We start from the raw sequence: 15,750 nt of genomic DNA, 5'->3' as shown, positions 1-15,750 counted from the left end.
TATGCATAACACTTTAAGCATCACACGTTTAACTAGGCGCATTGTATGGTCTTTGCCCGTGGCATTGGCCATACCGGCCGTGAGCTTCTCTCAATCGTTAGAGCAAGCAGTTGCCAATGCGCTGACATCGAGCCCTGAAGTTCGAAGAACATTCAATGCTTACAAAGCGCAACAAGAACAAATAGGACAGGCATTCTCCGGGTTCTTGCCCACGGTTGATATCACCGCCGCCTATGGCTGGGAGCAGACCGACAGCCCTTCCACTCGCGCTGGCGGCAGAGAAAATGACAGTCTTAATCCAGGCGAAGCAGGGATTAGTATTCGACAAGTACTGTTTAGTGGCTTTCAAACTCAGAACGAGGTCGAGCGTTCAAAAGCAGAAGAAACCTCAGCATATTGGCGTCTTATCTCCGTCTCTGAAGAGCAAGCTCTGAAAACAGTAAAAGTCTATATCAAGTATATTCAAGCGAAGGAAGTGGTATCACTCTCTGAAGAAAACTTAAAGAGCCACAAAACCATCTATGGTCAAATCAAAGAAAAAACGGACTCAGGATTAGGTTCCGCTGCGGACCTTTACCAGATCACTGGCAGACTTGCGCGAGCGAAATCAAACGTGATCGTTGCAAAGAACAATTTGATGGATGCAAAGAGTAACTTTGTACGTGTCGTCAATCTTTCTCCTGAAAACCTTATCCCTCCCGTTCCTGATGCCGATTTTATTCCCCCGACGCTACAGCAAACGCTGTCTGCAGCGCAAAAAGCGCACCCTACCCTCAAAATTTCCAATTCAGACATCCTTGCTGCGCAGTATCAACATGATGCCGCAAAATCAGCTTACTCCCCCGAGGTCAGCTTGGAAATCAACGGTGGCTGGGATAACGATATTGGCGGAACACTAGGCCACGATAACGACATTCAAGCCATGCTTCGCGTGCGTTACAACCTTTACAATGGCGGAAGGGATACGGCATTTGAAAAGGAGATGGCCTATCGCATTGGGGAGTCAAGAGACGTAAACCAAACGGCAGTAAGGGATGTTATTGAAGGAGCCACATTGGCGTGGAACGCACGGATCAACCTTGTTGAGCAGCTAGGGTACCTAAAAGAACATGTTATCTCTGCGAGACAAACACAAAGTGCTTACACACTTCAATTTAGCCTTGGACAACGCACACTTATCGATTTACTGGACTCTGAGAATGAGGTCTTTGAATCCAAAAAAGACTATATCGCCGCGGAATATGACCTCCTCGTCGCGGATTACCGGATACTTAATGCTACTGGAAACTTGCTTTCATCTCTTCGGGTTCAGCCTCCCGTGAATTCTGCGCCAAAAGTGCCAGAGAAAAGAGGAGACCAAAAATGAGAGTCATATTCGTAACCCTACTTTTCATTCTTCTGTCTGGATGCAGCGGAAACAAGGTCATGCCGTTTCCTGAAGACTTCGCACAACCTAGCGATCTTCGCGATCTTGATTTCGATGGTGTCATACAAGAACGAGATGCATGTGGCAACACGTTACAAGGTGCAATCGTCGACAATCATGGGTGCGCAGGTGCCAAAACGATTAACAAGCAAATCACGCTAAAAATCCAATTTACGAACGGTTCATCATCAATAACACCCGATCACTTACCAGAAATAAAACGCGTTGCAGACCTCCTGAAGAAATATCCCTACACCCGCGTCACCATTGAAGGTCATGCAAGTGCGCGAGGAAAAGCCAATATCAACAAATGGATTTCGTTGAAGCGCGCAAAAGCCGTCGCATTTCTGCTCTCGTTCGAGCACGGGATTAACCACAGCCGAATACGAGCAGTTGGCTATGGCGAAGAACAATTACTGGATACGGCAGATACACCTGAGGCTCATGAACGTAATCGGCGCGTCGTCGCTAACATTCAAGGGAGCAGCAAGACTACGCCGTTGAAATGGACCATATACACAGAATTAGAAGACTAAATCCTAAAACGTTTTGTGACTGATGCGTCCAGAACCCCACAAATGGAACTAAGCATGACGATAACGAATAAAATTACGCTTGTTGTGGTTGGAATACTCTTGCTCCTTTGCTCGGTTTTAGCGGTGGCCGAGTTTGCAATTAACCTCGCCTTTCTCAAACAAGAAATGCAGCTTCATGCTAACAGTGCATTGCAAAACATGAGTGTTGCTTTGATCCCGATATTAGAAACGGGTGACCGAGAGAAAAGCGATATTTTCTTCTCAACCGTTATGTCTGAAGGCACCATGCTGCAAAACGTCACACTGCAGTGGATGTTCGATGGTGATTTGCAGAATTGGACATATCAAAGCGATGTAATTCAAACGGTACCTGAGTGGTTTATCTCTTTGGGCTTCGTAGAGCCAATTTGGATGACAACCACCATCAACAATGGTTGGACTGATCTTGCCACATTATCGATTACCGTCACGTCAGATTATGCCTATTTAGCACTTTGGGAGCTTTCCGGTCCTTTTACACTCTTTGCCTTATCCATCATTGTTATTGCCACCCTGCTTGTTCGATTTACGCTAAAACGGGCCCTTTCACCCGTACTTAGCATAACTAAAGAAGCCAAACGCATTGCAAAACTCGACTTCTCAGCAAGATTACCTGACCCAAAAGCCAGCGACCTTTCTGAGCTTACGAACGCATTCAACGAGATGTCATCTCAGTTACACAGCCTGTTTGAAACACTCAATGAAGAGATAAACGCACTCAGGCAGAAATACTTGTTCGACCAAGCTTCAGGGTTCCCAAACAGAAGCTTTTTTATGAGGCAATTGGAAAGCTGGCTCTCAGACGGGGACTGTGGTGTCGTCATGCTCATCAACCTTAGGTGGCTGGAATCAGACCAACACAATGAGGGCGCGAAGAGTTTAAATGATTGCATGCGCTCTTTGAACATCGCACTTCAAAACGTAATTCCACGCTCTCACGATGCCTTTGCCGCTAGGCTTGGCAAAGCTGAGCTTGCCATTCTCATCCCCAGCGTTCATGAAAAAGAAGCGAGAACGATCCTGAGTAAGCTCATCCGAGCCTTTAACAATGAAGTGCTAAACAATGGTTTGCCTGCAGCAAATGCATACACCATTGGCATTGCCGAAAAACAGAGCGGCGACACAGTCTCCTCCTTACTGTCACGTACGAATGACGCGTTACAGCATGCAGAAGACACGCAATCCGTTTTTCATTTTTCCGAAACACTCTATGAGTATTCACAGACGACATTGAGGTCACAACTTGAGGATGCCGTTTGTAACAATGCGTTCAATTTGATGGTTCAGCCCATTTTTTCCAATTCGGCTCATACTACCCAACATTACGAAGTGTACGCCCATATCCTACTCGGTAATAAATCTATCCCTGCATCCAATCTCATTTCAGACCTTTCACGATTTTCATTGTCTACAAAGTTCGACCAATGCGTCATATCACACACCATGGATATATTGAGGAATGACCCAACCATTCCGCCACTGTCTATCAATTTGACGCCCAGCAGTGTCAAAGACTTTCGATTTATAACGTGGTTGGTGGATAAAGTTAGGAAGAATAAATTGAAGGATCGAATCTACTTCGAGTTTGCCGAGGTGCTAGTTTGTCTGCATCTTAATGATTGTGAAAAAGCCTGCGCAATGTTGAAGCATGAAGGTATCCGCTTCGGTATAGATAGGTTCGGACAGCACTTATCCTCAATCACTTACCTGAAATCCTTGAAGCCTGACTTTATAAAACTCGATCACTCGTTCTTAGAGCACTGTGAAGACGACAACAACCATCTTCTGCTTAAGCCAATGATAAAAATGGCATCAAGTCTAGGTATTGAGGTCATTATCTCTGCGGTAGAGTATAAACAGCAACTCGCGCTATTTTCTGACACCCAAATTGATGGGTATTTTGGCTATATTTCGCCCCCTGTTCCCTTGAGAGAAGACTTGGCCCGCAGTGCATAAACTCGTCACCATCACCAAAATTGTTCACTGCCCCTCTTTTTTGCACAAAGCCGCTGACTCTCATCCGCGGCTAAGGGCTCTTTGGTGTAGGGCTTTATAGGATTAAACGCGATCCGCGCGGTAACACGTCACGTCTACTTCCACTTTCACATCAACAACCAAATCACAAACCATGCAAATTCTGGCTGGCGGATGCGCACCAAAGAACTCTTGAAACACCTTGTTGAAGGATTGGAAATAGCGCGAGTCAGTTAACACCACTTTGACGTGCACAACATCCGCCAAGGTGTAACCCGCCTCTTCCATGATGTCGACACAGTTTTGAATCGCGAGACGGGATTGATCGACAATACCGCCTTCTACCACTTCTCCATCAATCATTGGCGTTTGGCCAGACACATACAAAAAGCCGCCGGCCTCCGTCGCTCGAGAAAAAGGCAAATGCTGCCCACCGGTACCGGTGCCACCTTCGCTGCCATATCGTTTAATTGTCATGAATTTATCTCCATTAATTTACTGCTAGCAAGTTCAGTATTTTTACGCCGTAGAAAACGGCCGTGTCGTCCCTGAACGCCTGTTGATTGTTGATAGCTGATTTTTCCGTTGACCCAGACGGTGTGAATTCCTTTCGCTGCCTGTTTCGGTTCGCGAAAACTGGCGGTATCAATGATTTCGTCTGGGTCGAACAACACGAGATCAGCAAAGTTACCGATTTTAATTTCACCGCGCTTAACGAGAGCAAAGCGCTGTGCAGACAAGCCTGTCATCTTGTGAATGGCGGTGGTGAGAGGAAACAGTTTGCGCTCACGGCAGTAATAGCCCAACACGCGCGGAAAAGCACCCCATAAGCGCGGGTGTGGGTGTGGGTCATTTGGTAAACCGTCAGAGCCAATCATGGTCAGTGGATACTTAAGTACCCGCTCTACATCCTGCGCATCCATATTGTGATAAACCGCACCCGCAGGTTTAAGCACTTTCGCGGCGTCAAGCAAGTTCAAACCCAAATCGCATGCAATGTCAGACAGCAACTGCCCCGCCAATTCAGGATGAGGAACAGACCAAGTGATAAATATCGGGTATTCGTCAGTAACTTGGTTGAGATCTAGCGTCGAAGAGCTCGCGGTATAGGGGTAACAATCACAACCCACGTCCAGAGACTGACGAGCGTGATCTATCTTCTTCAAGACGTCGGTTGTTCTCCCCCAGTTTCCTGCTCCTGCACATTTGAGGTGAGAGATAACAACCGGGACTTTCGCTGCCATTCCTACGCGAAACGCTTCATCCATGGCATCCAAAATGCCTTCAAACTCTGTCCGCAAGTGTGTGGTGTAGATGGCATTCGCTCGCGTCAGTTCTTGCGTCAACGCCAGCACTTCGTGTTCATCACAGCTCTTTGCACTGGCGTATGCCAAACCTGTGCTCAACCCCAGCGCACCTTCGCTCAGTGCTTGCCTTAGTTGCACCTTCATCTCTCGAATTTCTTCAGGTGTCGCAGTACGATAAAGATCGTCCATGACGTTATTTCTTAACGTCGTATGCCCGACCAATGCGGCAACATTTACGGCTGGCTGTGCTTGATTGACTGCATCGACATAGCTGGCAAAGTTGGGATATTTGAAGTCTTGCTGCTCACCCAATAAGTTCATGGGATCAGGCGGCGCAACCGTTAACACCGCAGGGGATGCGCTGATCCCACAATTACCAACAATGGTGGTTGTTACACCCTGAGATATCTTAGGCACACACTCAGGCATTCTTATTACGTTGGTATCATCATGCGTATGTACGTCAATGAAGCCTGGGCTCAACACAAGGCCATTCGCATCAATAATGCTATCGGCATTGGACGGATCCAACTGACCAATTGCCACGATGTTTTCATCAACAATGGCCACATCCGCCACAAATGGAGGCTGATTCTGGCCATCAATAATGGTTGCGCCCTTAATTAAACTTCCGTATTTCATCATGGCCTCAGCATTCCATTTTGCTTTCCCGGCAGTTGACGATTTTTGACTCGCCAAAACTTATAGCTTCCTGCTATTTACTGCCTAGGGTTTGAACCTACTAGGCCTCACTCAGCACTCGTAAGTATCTCTTTCTTTGAGATAATGTCTAACTGTCGCATGTATATCAAGTCGGCAGTTATCCACTCATTCATTAGGCGCGCATATTCGCGACAAACATCCGAACTAAACACACTGCCTAGCGAAGGAATCAAAAATAAAAAAGCCGCTGACTCTCATCAGCGGCTTTTTGGTTCCCAGTTCTAGCGTCGTGCCATGCTAAGCAAACGATGCGACATCGGTTGATGTAGAGGGTTACTTCTCAAGAACAAACTCGTGCTCATTACGGTTTTGGCTGTGAGAGACCCAGCTCTTCGCGGTTTTGTAACCCGGCGCAGACACTTCTACATGGTAGTTGCCCAATGCCAGTTTCATACCCGGCTGATACTTAGGCTTGATGTTCAATACACGGATAGTGGCGTTACTCACATTCGTTTTTACCGTAAAAGGCATTTCCGCCAACTGACCACGTTTCTTCACCGCTTCGCGTTGTTCGTTAAGTGCTGTGGCGTCGAGCGTGCCCTTAGCACCAGCAGCACTTGGCGAAATCATGGCGTAAACCTGCTTATCCAGCTTGTTGATTGGCTCCATTACCGTCTTTTCAAACAGTGAGAACAAACCAAAGTTACGCTCAAACGCGTTACCCACTGGCTGGATCACGGGTTGAGTGTGCAATACCCACGTCAAAACTGTTGAACCAACTGGCGATACCATCTTATCGATTTCTGACAAGAAATAGCCCGTGGTTGTGTTTTCGTCGGTAAATTTGGACTTACCCAAGACAACAGGAACAACAAAGATCGCCGCGATGATCAGCAAGCCAATACCCTGCTCGATCCACTTTGCTTTGCGTTTTTCGCTTGCGGTAATCTCACCCAGCTTGTCATCGTTGTAGCTGAGCAACTTCCAGAACTTAAACGGCAATTTCAGGAAGGTCACCAGAACAAGTAACAAAGAAATAGACATCGAAATTGGCGGTACAATGATAGAACGCAGTGCATTCTTACCGTCTTCAGCCATCGGTGCGCCATCTTCAAACTGACTGACTGCTGACTCCATATAGTTCAGCCAGTAATCACGTTCGCGGTTTACGTTAACCATGATGACATTGTTATAGAACGCTTTGTTGTTCCATGTTGTCAGCATCGGCTCCACGTAGAAGCGTTCACCCATCTGCGCTTTGATTTCATCTTGAATGTCACTGTGACGCTGGAAACTCGAGAAGCTAAGTCCCGGCTTCATGGCCATGTCACGCTTATCCATCTCTGCCTTCCAACGACGATTCGCTTCGTCAAGAATTTGGGTTTTAACGGCATTTTTAAAGACGGTAATTTGCTTTAAGGTCCACGTTTTCGGAAGCGTCAGCCCTTCTTTCGCCACACGCGCTCTTACTTTTTGTGCGGTGACTTTGTTATGACGAAACTCAGTGAGCGTTGCAATACCCATTGGGTAACCCGTTTCGCGCTCAAATTGCGACTGCATCAGTCCCAAAATTTTTGGCGTATAATTGCTCACACGCTTCGAGAACACCATTTGCTCTTCGACTTCGCCACCATCCCCTGCAGCAATTTCAATGCCTGCCAGTAGTGCCGAAATGCCCAAGGTCATGATGCTTTCTTTGACCGTTGTCGTTCCCTTTTCACGGCTTTCTTTTACTAACCAGAAATCCATCTCACGGTAAGGCAAGCCATACTTTTTGAGATTTTTCTTGTAGTTCGCTTCATTGTTATCAATACAGCGAGTAAAACGGCTTTCTGACTGGTTATAACGATCAATGCATCGATTTCGCTCTTCAAAATTCGCGTAGATCTTCGGAGCAAGTTCCTGTGCTCTCGCCTCCGCGCGAGCCAAGTAAGCCTTCTCGGCTTTCTGATAGTCATTCCAGCCTTTCAAGACTTGGGTTTCAACTTCACCCCATGCCTTGTTGGCTTCTTTAGTGCGACCATTTACGGCACTGTAGTATTTGTTGTTCGCTTTTTCGTATTCCTTCCATGCGCCGTTAACTTGGGTTCGCATTTCTTGGTACTGTGCATAGTGGCCATCAAACTCACTGCCTGCACGGTTAATCAGATAACGCTCAACAATCGTCCCTTTTTGCTTATCAACACTGTCGAGAAACGCGTCGTTGCTGTAAATCAGGCCGCCCATCAACGCCAAAAATGTCATTTCAGAAGGTGTTGTCGCATGGTCCGCTTCGTAAGGAATGCCTTCAATTTGAAGCGCGTTATGCGCCAAACTTGAACGAAGCACTGTCGAAAAGAATGCATCTTTGCGCTGCTCAGCCGACGAAGGCTCAACAATAAAGCGATCAACTAACCACTTTTGACCAAAGAAGACGGTAGGCCAAGCAATAACGGCGATCAGGATAATCGAAGGAATCGCGGTGGCAGCGCGTTTCGCAACACCCTTCACAACCAGTAAATCGATGAGAAGCAAAGTCACACCAATACCGGAAATGGTTCTACCAAAAAGCTCCGCCAGGTGGAGTGTTTCTGGCGAAAGACCCGCACCACCAGCTACTTCTACGAGTCTAGCGTTGAATATCACCTCAGGAACTAAGTAGATTAGTGAACAGGCAAAAAGCAATACCGCTAACCAGCGCGGTTTAGGTTGGTTCATACTGACTTATTTCCTAATCAGGCAAATTGATAATAATGGGTTCAACGAGCACATCCATTTCAACATCTTTGATGATCACTTCTGTGTACCCCTGATGTTTGGATTTGGCACGAGGCGCGACTTTTTCTGTCGCATAAATCGAACGAACTTGCTGCGTGTATGACAAATAGTGGTCGTCTGCCATATAGCTTTTTTGCAGCTCTAACTGAGAGAAGTCGGCATCGTTTGGCAGCTTTGAAATCATTTGACCAAGCTCAGTATTTGCACGGTACTCGCCTTTTTTCGCCACCAACTCTGGCTCCAAACCAATGCAGGTAGCAAACTTGGTGCTATCGACGATCACCGTGTCAGGCAAAGCACGTCCCGATTTTGCAAGGTATGCCAAACGCTCACGGTGGTATTCATCACTGTTGATGGTGTACGTCGCCAGTTTTAGGCCCTGCTCACGAGCACGTTTTTCGATGGTGGGATGACGCTCAAAGCTACGAATGTCGACATATAGCCCACTGTTTGGGCCAAGTTTCTGTCGCACTTCAGCCGCAGAAAGCTTTGCGTCATTTTTATAGCGGCGACGGGAGTAATCGTCCGCTAAATCGATATAACGGCGATTTCGCTGATACAAAACATCGCTTTTTACTGCGCGTCGTAAATCACGTTTTGCAATTTCAATTGATTGAGGATCGGGATCCCAAAGATACGCCATCATGGCATTTGGGTTGAGTTTGCGCAGGTACTCAAGATGTTCTATCTCCATGGAGCTGAAATAGTAGCTACCTTCTTCCAACTGCCATCTTGCGATGTTGTTCAGGTATCTCAGGTCATCATGACTTGGGTCACCCTTGATCTCGATGTTTAACGTCTGACCGGGTATCGCATTACTCCATGTGTTAATCATGCCTGATGCAAAAATCGGAGATTCCTCGGTAAGGTTTCCTTCGGTATCCCGCACACGATTTTTGATCCAATCAGAGTTAGACATGGTTGAAATGCGATAGCGTTTGCCATCCCACCGACCGACTGCTTTGCCCGTATACGCATCATGATACGCAACCCAACTGCCGTCACGGTTTGCTTGGACATCCAGTTCCGCTTCTTCATAGCCATTCAAAATGGCCCCTTCCAGCGAGGCAACCGAGTTTTCTGTCTGGCGAAAGTCTCCACGGTGGGCCGAAACATTGACGGGACAATTCTGATCGAAGAAGCCAATATCACCACCCAATGTCAGATACAGATTCCTGTCTGCCAACGCATGCTGAATATCAATCAGCTCATTTTCGCTGTACTCAAGGTTACGCCCTAGCTTGCCTTCGGCATCGTTCGGAAAATGGCTCAAAGCCCCAACTGGATCGTTTGCTAACGTGACGCTACTGCCTCCGGCGCAGCCCGCTAGCGTCGCGCCCATCAGGGCGACGTAAATTATTCGTCTTATTAACATGGTGTCTTAAATAGGTTTAATGTGGTTATCAATGGTGCTAAGACAATGCTCAGTATTCGGCTGGTGATCGTTGTACTCCGTTTCCATCACCAAACCTTTTCTTTCAGCCTTGTCTCTTTCCGTATCCGTCTGTTGAAGCGTGTCGTGCAATTCGTCGTACCTGTCTTGGCACTCATAGCTTTGCAATAGCTGTGACATCAAGCTATTGAACAAACCTTGTTGTTCCTCGGTACTTTCAAGGTGCTTCGTTAAATCGGTGTGCAGACTTTCTTGGCTATTTTGCAACTCACGGATATACCGTTGGCTTACACGTTGCGCCGCCTGATCACGCCAAATACTGTGTATGTTCGCTAGCGAATCTTCATAGTTGGCGAGATGACGACCTAATCCATCTAGGTCGTCTTGTTGGTCATCTCTGAGTTTCTGGTAATACGGTGGGTCAAAACTTGGCATGCTCTTCCTTACTTCTGCGCCAATGGCATGTCAAAGGCCTGCAGCAGTTCTGTTTTACGCTCTAGGCTTCCACGAAGCAGATAACCGTGGGATTCCACGTCATCGCGCTGGAAATCGATTCGACGGATATGGTCTCTCTCTGCGTCGTTGCAGTGATTAAGCGTAGAAAGTGATTGCGACAACGAATCCACAAGGAGTGACCATTCTTCTAGCGTTTTATCCATTTCATCGAGGATTTCAGACATGGTACTTAGTGCATCACGCTCTTCGTTGAATCGATTAAGCGCACCTTGCGCACGATCACTTTGCTGATACGTTAACTCGACGGCTTCCTTTGCATTGCTTACTGCATTATTACAACCTGCAACTTGCGCAATCGCATTCTGTAAATTCTCACGAGCAACAGCAACGGCCTGCCGCGCCTGACCAACAATCGCGATACAATGTCGAACGTCTCTCTCAGCGCGTGCAACACGAGCTTCTTCCAGCGTGGTGTCAGGAATTTCCTCATAGGTTTGCGTGTTGCCTTTACTGTCGGTATACGTAACAGTTCTTCGCTGTGCGCGTTTAGCTGCGAGGGCTGCATTTGCCGATGAAAGCTCAGCTTCAGCCGACCTCAATGCACTTTCTGCTCGCTCCAACGCAATCAACGCTGCATCAAACTGTCTTTGCGCTGAGTCCTGCCAAGCAAGTGCCTTTTGCTTCTGGTCTTCCCATTTTTCGAGTTTGTCAGCAGCAGTACCTTCCAAGTCATGCGAGTAACTCAGACGGTTTTCACCGTTTTCACACTTCACCTGATTGGCGCGTTGTGTTTTCAGTAACGTTTCACGCAACTGGCGGCTTAGCTTTTCGCGTTCACGAAGGCGTTCTTCGTTGGCACTTAAGTCAACGGCTGCACGTTCTGTGTGTTCTGCCGCAACATAATGCAGGTGATGGATGCCATCGATGTACTGCTGGAAAAAGTAAAGGCACTGCTCGGTGTGATAGTTAAGCTCTTGGAACTGACTAATCAGCAAAACGGGGATCATACGTTTACCTCTTCTGCTGCTTGCTTATCGGCTGAAGAGGAAGCTTGTTCATCGTCACGCAGGTGCGAGTTTCGTAACAAATCAATGCTATCTTCAAGCGTGCTTTTCCAGGCAGTAAGCTGCAAGTATTGTGCTTCCGCTTCATCTGCACCGTAGCCTAAATAACACTCTCTTAGCGTATTCCAGCGGCTCTGCACATCAACAAAGCTGTCCTGAAGTGTTTTTTCCAACACATTTAACTCAGCCAACATTTCGTCCATTAGCTGCTTATCACCAACATGTTTAGTCGTCATTGAGGTATCTCCTTAATAACACCAAACGGTGATTAAGCGGTTCAGAGATATTTGGAACCAAGGTGTTGAGTTGCGCTAAATCTTCGTTGAACTCACTAATATACGGCGCGATTTCGCGCCGTTTTTCAGGAGTCATTAGATCGAGCTGTTTTTCGACAAGTTCGAACCATTGAAGCTGTCGCTTAAACAGTGCTTCTCTGAATTCTTCCAAACTGTCGATGTAGTGCTTCATCTGCACTTCAACATCATCTAAAGACATTGTGAATTAACCCCACATTGCATAGCGTTCGCTCAGGACAGCAATATCTGCCTGATACTTATCCATGTCGCGGTAGCAGTATGGTTTGAAGTGCAGCGGACGGCTTTGCATCTGGTCGATATACAGCGCGTTAATTGGCTCTTTACCTTCCAGTTGCAGCTGTGCAGCATGGCGCATTTTCAGCAAGGCAAAGCTGTCATCTTCCGACATCTGCAACGCCACTTTATGGCGGAAGCTTTCAATGTCGTTACGACCAAAGACTTTCTGCAATGCACGCATGCTGTCTGCTGCCACAATCACGTGGATGCCCAATTCAGACCCACTTTCTAGAAGTGTGATGAGTTTTGCTGTCGCAGCCGCTGGCTCACTGACACCAAATCGGCCTGCTTGCATTTGAAGCTCTGTTGCACGTTGGACTTCATTTAGCACAACAAAGAGCGAAGGCTGCTCTGCGACATCGTCTTCATCCAATTGACGACGTCGCTCAAGTTCAACAACAAGCTGTTCAAGTGCTTCATCAAACTCACTGCCTTTTTCGATGATTTCTACATTCGAGTTTGGCATTGCACTCGCCGCCATCACCCCATGCCAAGGTGAACCTTTCACGCTGCGGTCGTACACCACGGCGTGCATATTTTCATTGCGGAAGTTAAGTGGAAGCTGCGCGACAAAATAGCCCAACATACCCAAACGGGCTTCGTTACTATCACCCACAATCAGCAAATGCTCATGCGGTCGACGACGCAAAATAGTGCGCGCATGGCCGTGAATGTTGAGTTCCTGACCCAACCAAAATACCGATGGCGACTCGATTGGGTACCACTCTTTCTCGCCCAAGCCTTGCTGATACGCTTCTCTAGACGCGAATTCCAGCCATTCAGATTGGCTTGGACGTGCTGTTTTTCCGATTAGCGCGTTGAGCTGAGGGTTAGCCATAATTTCAGGCTGGCCCGAGCCATCAAGCAAGATAGCGCGTTTTGGTGCAGACAAGGATGCAGCTTCTTGCCATTGCTCTGACAGGTAATCAATTAACCCTACTCGAGTATCGTTATCTAGGAAGGCGACGCGACCCGCTACGTTACGTTCATCATCACCAGCACCGTCATTCACCACAGCCTGACCCGGCTCTTTACATGCACGAAGAAGACGTTTGCCGTTGTGGCCAAATTCTTGAAGTGCAGTAACGTCTGCCGCTGTCATTTTCATACCCACACGTAGGTGGATGTTACCGAAGATGTGCTGTTGCTTTTGCATGCCAGGCACACCAAAGCGCTGAGAACCCACAAACATGTGAATACCGGCACTTCGCGCCTGAGCGGCTAATTTGTACATCAGTTCTGAGCCAACGCCATCGCGATCGTCTTCAAACAGGACCTGATACTCATCCACGATAAGCATGATACGAGGCAACTTACCGTTTGGTGAGCCTGCATCACGATAGCCAGTGAAGTTAGTTACACCCAAAGATTGGAACATTTCATTGCGACGTTCCATTTCTTCCACCAGCTCAGCGACAACACTTCGTGCAAGCTGTGGCGAGGTTTTCAAAGACACCACTTTGGCGTGAGGCAGTTTCGGGTACGATTGGAATTCAACACCCTGCTTGCCGTCGATCAGATAGAACTGAAGTTCTTCCGGCGAGTAACTGCATGCCAAGCCCATGATAAATGCATGGTACAAGTAAGACTTACCCGCACCCGTTGTTGCGCCCAACATACCGTGCGCCGAGTTACGTCCGTCCTTGCTCTCACCGAACCAGATTTCCAGATCATTGCGTTTAGAGCCCGAACCGCCAATCGATGAACGAAGTTCTCTCGACGCGTCACCAAGCCACAGGTTTTGGGTATCAACAACATCGTTGAACGCTAGCTTGCGCTCTTGTGGTTTAGCGTTAGATAAACTCTCGAAGAAAGCCTCGATCGTCTCATCTGAAAGCGTCGCCGGACAGAAAAGTCCTTTTTCAAACGCCTCAGTATTGCGTCTGGACACAAAGTTCACTTTCGATTTGAACATGTCCAGCGAGGTACCATTCGGATAATTTTGTTCAGTATCCAAATGCAGGAATACGTACTTGCCGGTATCTGTCGCGTTATTCGCGATTGATGCTAACAGCTCAATTGCGCGTCGGTCATAGCCGCTTGGGAAGTTAGCCGCGAAGATAAACTCAAAACGTTCGTTACTGCGAATGTTTTCGTCGACGTCTTGCAGGCGTTTTGTCGACTGATCCAGATAGGTTTGACGAATACGCAGTGAATCATCTTCAATCTCTTCAAGCACACGAGAGATGTCTTTCTCGATCATACGCTTGTGAGGAATATTTTTCTGATAGAGGAAAGAGCGACCGCTATTTGCAGGGTCAAGCAAACAATACTGACTGGTATATGGGAGGTGGGCGTTCAGTCTCAGAACTACGTTGTGCACCTCACACATTGGGTCAACACCTTCTATTTGCTTGATAATAAAGCAGTTAGAAGACGACATAAATGGCATAAACGTCGGCATGCGCGACTCTTGACCATCAGGCAGCGTCATCACTTGGAAACCTGTCGTGATTTGGTCAGGAATCAACTGTTCTTCAAAGTTGTAATCACGCCAATCAACCATGTTTAGGTTATGGCGCAGCGCGACATGAAGGTTTGACAATGCATGGCGTATTTCTTCGCTCAGCTTGGTTTTCTTAAGCTCAGCATCATCACGATATGGCTGAAGAAGCGTCGGGAGCATTTTCGAACATTCATCGACACTATCAACCAAGTTCGCGTAAGCACGTTCACAACGTACACGTTCTTCTTCATACGCATTTTCAGCAATGACTTGCTGTTTTTCTCTTTCTTCCAAAGTGACGTAGGTTTGGTCAAATGGCGAGCATTTTGCTAGCTCTTGTTCTACATATTTTTGATCAATCATTTGCATTATCTCATTTGCCAACCAATAAATGCCGCCACTGCTGAAATAAACAACAGTGTAAAGAACATTTTATTTCTAAATGCTTTCTTACGTTGTGCTGCTAATTTAATCCGTTCGTTCTCTTTTTGTTCAGCAGCATCTTCCAGTTCTTTGGTTTTTCGACGAATCGCGTCTCTGGTCTCGTTTACTCGCTTTTTCGATTCCAACGCAGCACGATGTTTATCTTTTAGATTTTCCGCACACTGAATAAATTTATTTCTTTCTAATTCGTATTGTTCTTGTAGTTCTCCCAACGCTAAGGAGTCGCTGTTTCGTAGCAAGCTTTCCACACCCAACATGCTGTTTTGAGTTGCTAGCGGCATCGTATTATTAATGACTGCTTTGCAGATGGCGTCAGCATCACTCTTACAATTTTGTAGTGATTTTTTATGCTGAGTAACGCCTTTGCTCATTTCTTCAACATTTGAAAGGTCTGCGTTTAGAGATAGAACTGACTCTACCAAAGCGTCGAGTTGAGCGTTGGCCTGTTCGACAGTGTGGTCTTGATTCAAAATAGTGTTCCTTGCAACTCAATTATCTTGACGGAGGTTATATAATTTTTTGAGCGTTGCAGAATTTAATATACTTGTCATTTATCCTCAATAAATAAATCCCCCTAGAAAACTCACTGTGATCATGTTCAAAATTGCCTAACCTAAAATAGAATTTTTCGACTTAATAACCCTTAATTAAT

At 46.8% G+C, this 15,750-nt stretch carries 13 protein-coding genes; 3 read left to right on the top strand and 10 right to left on the bottom strand.

The window, feature by feature from the left end; all coding sequences use genetic code 11:
- Position 1 precedes the first annotated feature (1 nt).
- From LRP49_RS04520 to LRP49_RS04510, 3 genes are read left to right on the top strand one after another with little or no spacing between them, the layout of a single operon-like run.
- Positions 2-1,366 (top strand): TolC family outer membrane protein, encoded by a 1,365-nt coding sequence (locus tag LRP49_RS04520; RefSeq protein ID WP_274140519.1) that lies wholly within the window; start codon positions 2-4, stop codon positions 1,364-1,366.
- Positions 1,363-1,962: an OmpA family protein gene (locus LRP49_RS04515; RefSeq protein WP_274140515.1), complete on the top strand. Its 600-nt coding sequence runs from the start codon at positions 1,363-1,365 to the stop codon at positions 1,960-1,962. Before LRP49_RS04520 ends, LRP49_RS04515 begins: the two co-directional genes overlap by 4 nt.
- 54 nt (positions 1,963-2,016) lie before the next feature.
- A complete protein-coding gene (locus LRP49_RS04510; RefSeq protein WP_274140514.1) occupies positions 2,017-3,957 on the top strand; it encodes a bifunctional diguanylate cyclase/phosphodiesterase in 1,941 nt (646 codons plus the stop codon).
- Between the two features lie 102 nt (positions 3,958-4,059).
- On the opposite strand, the gene LRP49_RS04505 is transcribed toward LRP49_RS04510, so the two are convergent.
- The 10 genes from LRP49_RS04505 to LRP49_RS04460 form a co-directional block, all read right to left on the bottom strand.
- On the bottom strand, positions 4,060-4,452 hold the full coding sequence (locus LRP49_RS04505; protein WP_274140513.1) for a RidA family protein: 393 nt from the start codon (positions 4,450-4,452) through the stop codon (positions 4,060-4,062).
- Positions 4,449-5,924, bottom strand: a complete 1,476-nt coding sequence (locus tag LRP49_RS04500; protein ID WP_274140618.1) for an N-acyl-D-amino-acid deacylase family protein — start codon at positions 5,922-5,924, stop codon at positions 4,449-4,451. The genes LRP49_RS04505 and LRP49_RS04500 overlap by 4 nt, the downstream gene beginning before the upstream one ends.
- A gap of 354 nt (positions 5,925-6,278) precedes the next feature.
- Positions 6,279-8,642 carry a hypothetical protein gene (locus LRP49_RS04495; RefSeq protein WP_274140512.1) on the bottom strand — a complete coding sequence of 788 codons (2,364 nt, stop codon included), beginning with the start codon at positions 8,640-8,642 and terminating at the stop codon, positions 6,279-6,281.
- A gap of 13 nt (positions 8,643-8,655) precedes the next feature.
- Positions 8,656-10,044 carry a glycerophosphodiester phosphodiesterase gene (locus LRP49_RS04490; RefSeq protein ID WP_274140511.1) on the bottom strand — a complete coding sequence of 463 codons (1,389 nt, stop codon included), beginning with the start codon at positions 10,042-10,044 and terminating at the stop codon, positions 8,656-8,658.
- Positions 10,045-10,083: 39 nt separating this feature from the next.
- A complete protein-coding gene (locus LRP49_RS04485; protein WP_274140510.1) occupies positions 10,084-10,530 on the bottom strand; it encodes a hypothetical protein in 447 nt (148 codons plus the stop codon).
- 8 nt (positions 10,531-10,538) lie between these two features.
- On the bottom strand, positions 10,539-11,558 hold the full coding sequence (locus LRP49_RS04480) for a hypothetical protein (RefSeq protein WP_274140509.1): 1,020 nt from the start codon (positions 11,556-11,558) through the stop codon (positions 10,539-10,541).
- A complete protein-coding gene (locus LRP49_RS04475; RefSeq protein WP_274140508.1) occupies positions 11,555-11,851 on the bottom strand; it encodes a hypothetical protein in 297 nt (98 codons plus the stop codon). The genes LRP49_RS04480 and LRP49_RS04475 overlap by 4 nt, the downstream gene beginning before the upstream one ends.
- Positions 11,841-12,110, bottom strand: a complete 270-nt coding sequence (locus LRP49_RS04470) for a hypothetical protein (RefSeq protein WP_274140507.1) — start codon at positions 12,108-12,110, stop codon at positions 11,841-11,843. The genes LRP49_RS04475 and LRP49_RS04470 overlap by 11 nt, the downstream gene beginning before the upstream one ends.
- A gap of 6 nt (positions 12,111-12,116) precedes the next feature.
- On the bottom strand, positions 12,117-15,017 hold the full coding sequence (locus tag LRP49_RS04465; RefSeq protein ID WP_274140506.1) for an FtsK/SpoIIIE domain-containing protein: 2,901 nt from the start codon (positions 15,015-15,017) through the stop codon (positions 12,117-12,119).
- Between the two features lie 5 nt (positions 15,018-15,022).
- Complete coding sequence (locus LRP49_RS04460) at positions 15,023-15,568, bottom strand: hypothetical protein (RefSeq protein ID WP_274140505.1); 546 nt, start codon at positions 15,566-15,568, stop codon at positions 15,023-15,025.
- Positions 15,569-15,750: the final 182 nt, after the last annotated feature.

Origin of the sequence: Enterovibrio qingdaonensis (assembly GCF_028683135.1) — a bacterium.
Lineage (GTDB): Bacteria > Pseudomonadota > Gammaproteobacteria > Enterobacterales > Vibrionaceae > Enterovibrio > Enterovibrio qingdaonensis.
Note: the sequence above shows the minus strand (reverse complement) of the source record. Positions and strands in the feature narration are given on the sequence as shown.

What these genes read in the sequence shown, in the direction of transcription:
- LRP49_RS04520 (WP_274140519.1), top strand. Translation starts at nt 2, where the DNA reads ATGCATAACACTTTAAGCATCACACGTTTAACTAGGCGCATTGTATGG.
- LRP49_RS04495 (WP_274140512.1), bottom strand. Translation starts at nt 8,642, where the DNA reads ATGAACCAACCTAAACCGCGCTGGTTAGCGGTATTGCTTTTTGCCTGT.
- LRP49_RS04510 (WP_274140514.1), top strand. Translation starts at nt 2,017, where the DNA reads ATGACGATAACGAATAAAATTACGCTTGTTGTGGTTGGAATACTCTTG.
- LRP49_RS04500 (WP_274140618.1), bottom strand. Translation starts at nt 5,924, where the DNA reads ATGAAATACGGAAGTTTAATTAAGGGCGCAACCATTATTGATGGCCAG.
- LRP49_RS04475 (WP_274140508.1), bottom strand. Translation starts at nt 11,851, where the DNA reads ATGACGACTAAACATGTTGGTGATAAGCAGCTAATGGACGAAATGTTG.
- LRP49_RS04470 (WP_274140507.1), bottom strand. Translation starts at nt 12,110, where the DNA reads ATGTCTTTAGATGATGTTGAAGTGCAGATGAAGCACTACATCGACAGT.
- LRP49_RS04465 (WP_274140506.1), bottom strand. Translation starts at nt 15,017, where the DNA reads ATGATTGATCAAAAATATGTAGAACAAGAGCTAGCAAAATGCTCGCCA.
- LRP49_RS04505 (WP_274140513.1), bottom strand. Translation starts at nt 4,452, where the DNA reads ATGACAATTAAACGATATGGCAGCGAAGGTGGCACCGGTACCGGTGGG.
- LRP49_RS04480 (WP_274140509.1), bottom strand. Translation starts at nt 11,558, where the DNA reads ATGATCCCCGTTTTGCTGATTAGTCAGTTCCAAGAGCTTAACTATCAC.
- LRP49_RS04485 (WP_274140510.1), bottom strand. Translation starts at nt 10,530, where the DNA reads ATGCCAAGTTTTGACCCACCGTATTACCAGAAACTCAGAGATGACCAA.
- LRP49_RS04515 (WP_274140515.1), top strand. Translation starts at nt 1,363, where the DNA reads ATGAGAGTCATATTCGTAACCCTACTTTTCATTCTTCTGTCTGGATGC.
- LRP49_RS04490 (WP_274140511.1), bottom strand. Translation starts at nt 10,044, where the DNA reads ATGGGCGCGACGCTAGCGGGCTGCGCCGGAGGCAGTAGCGTCACGTTA.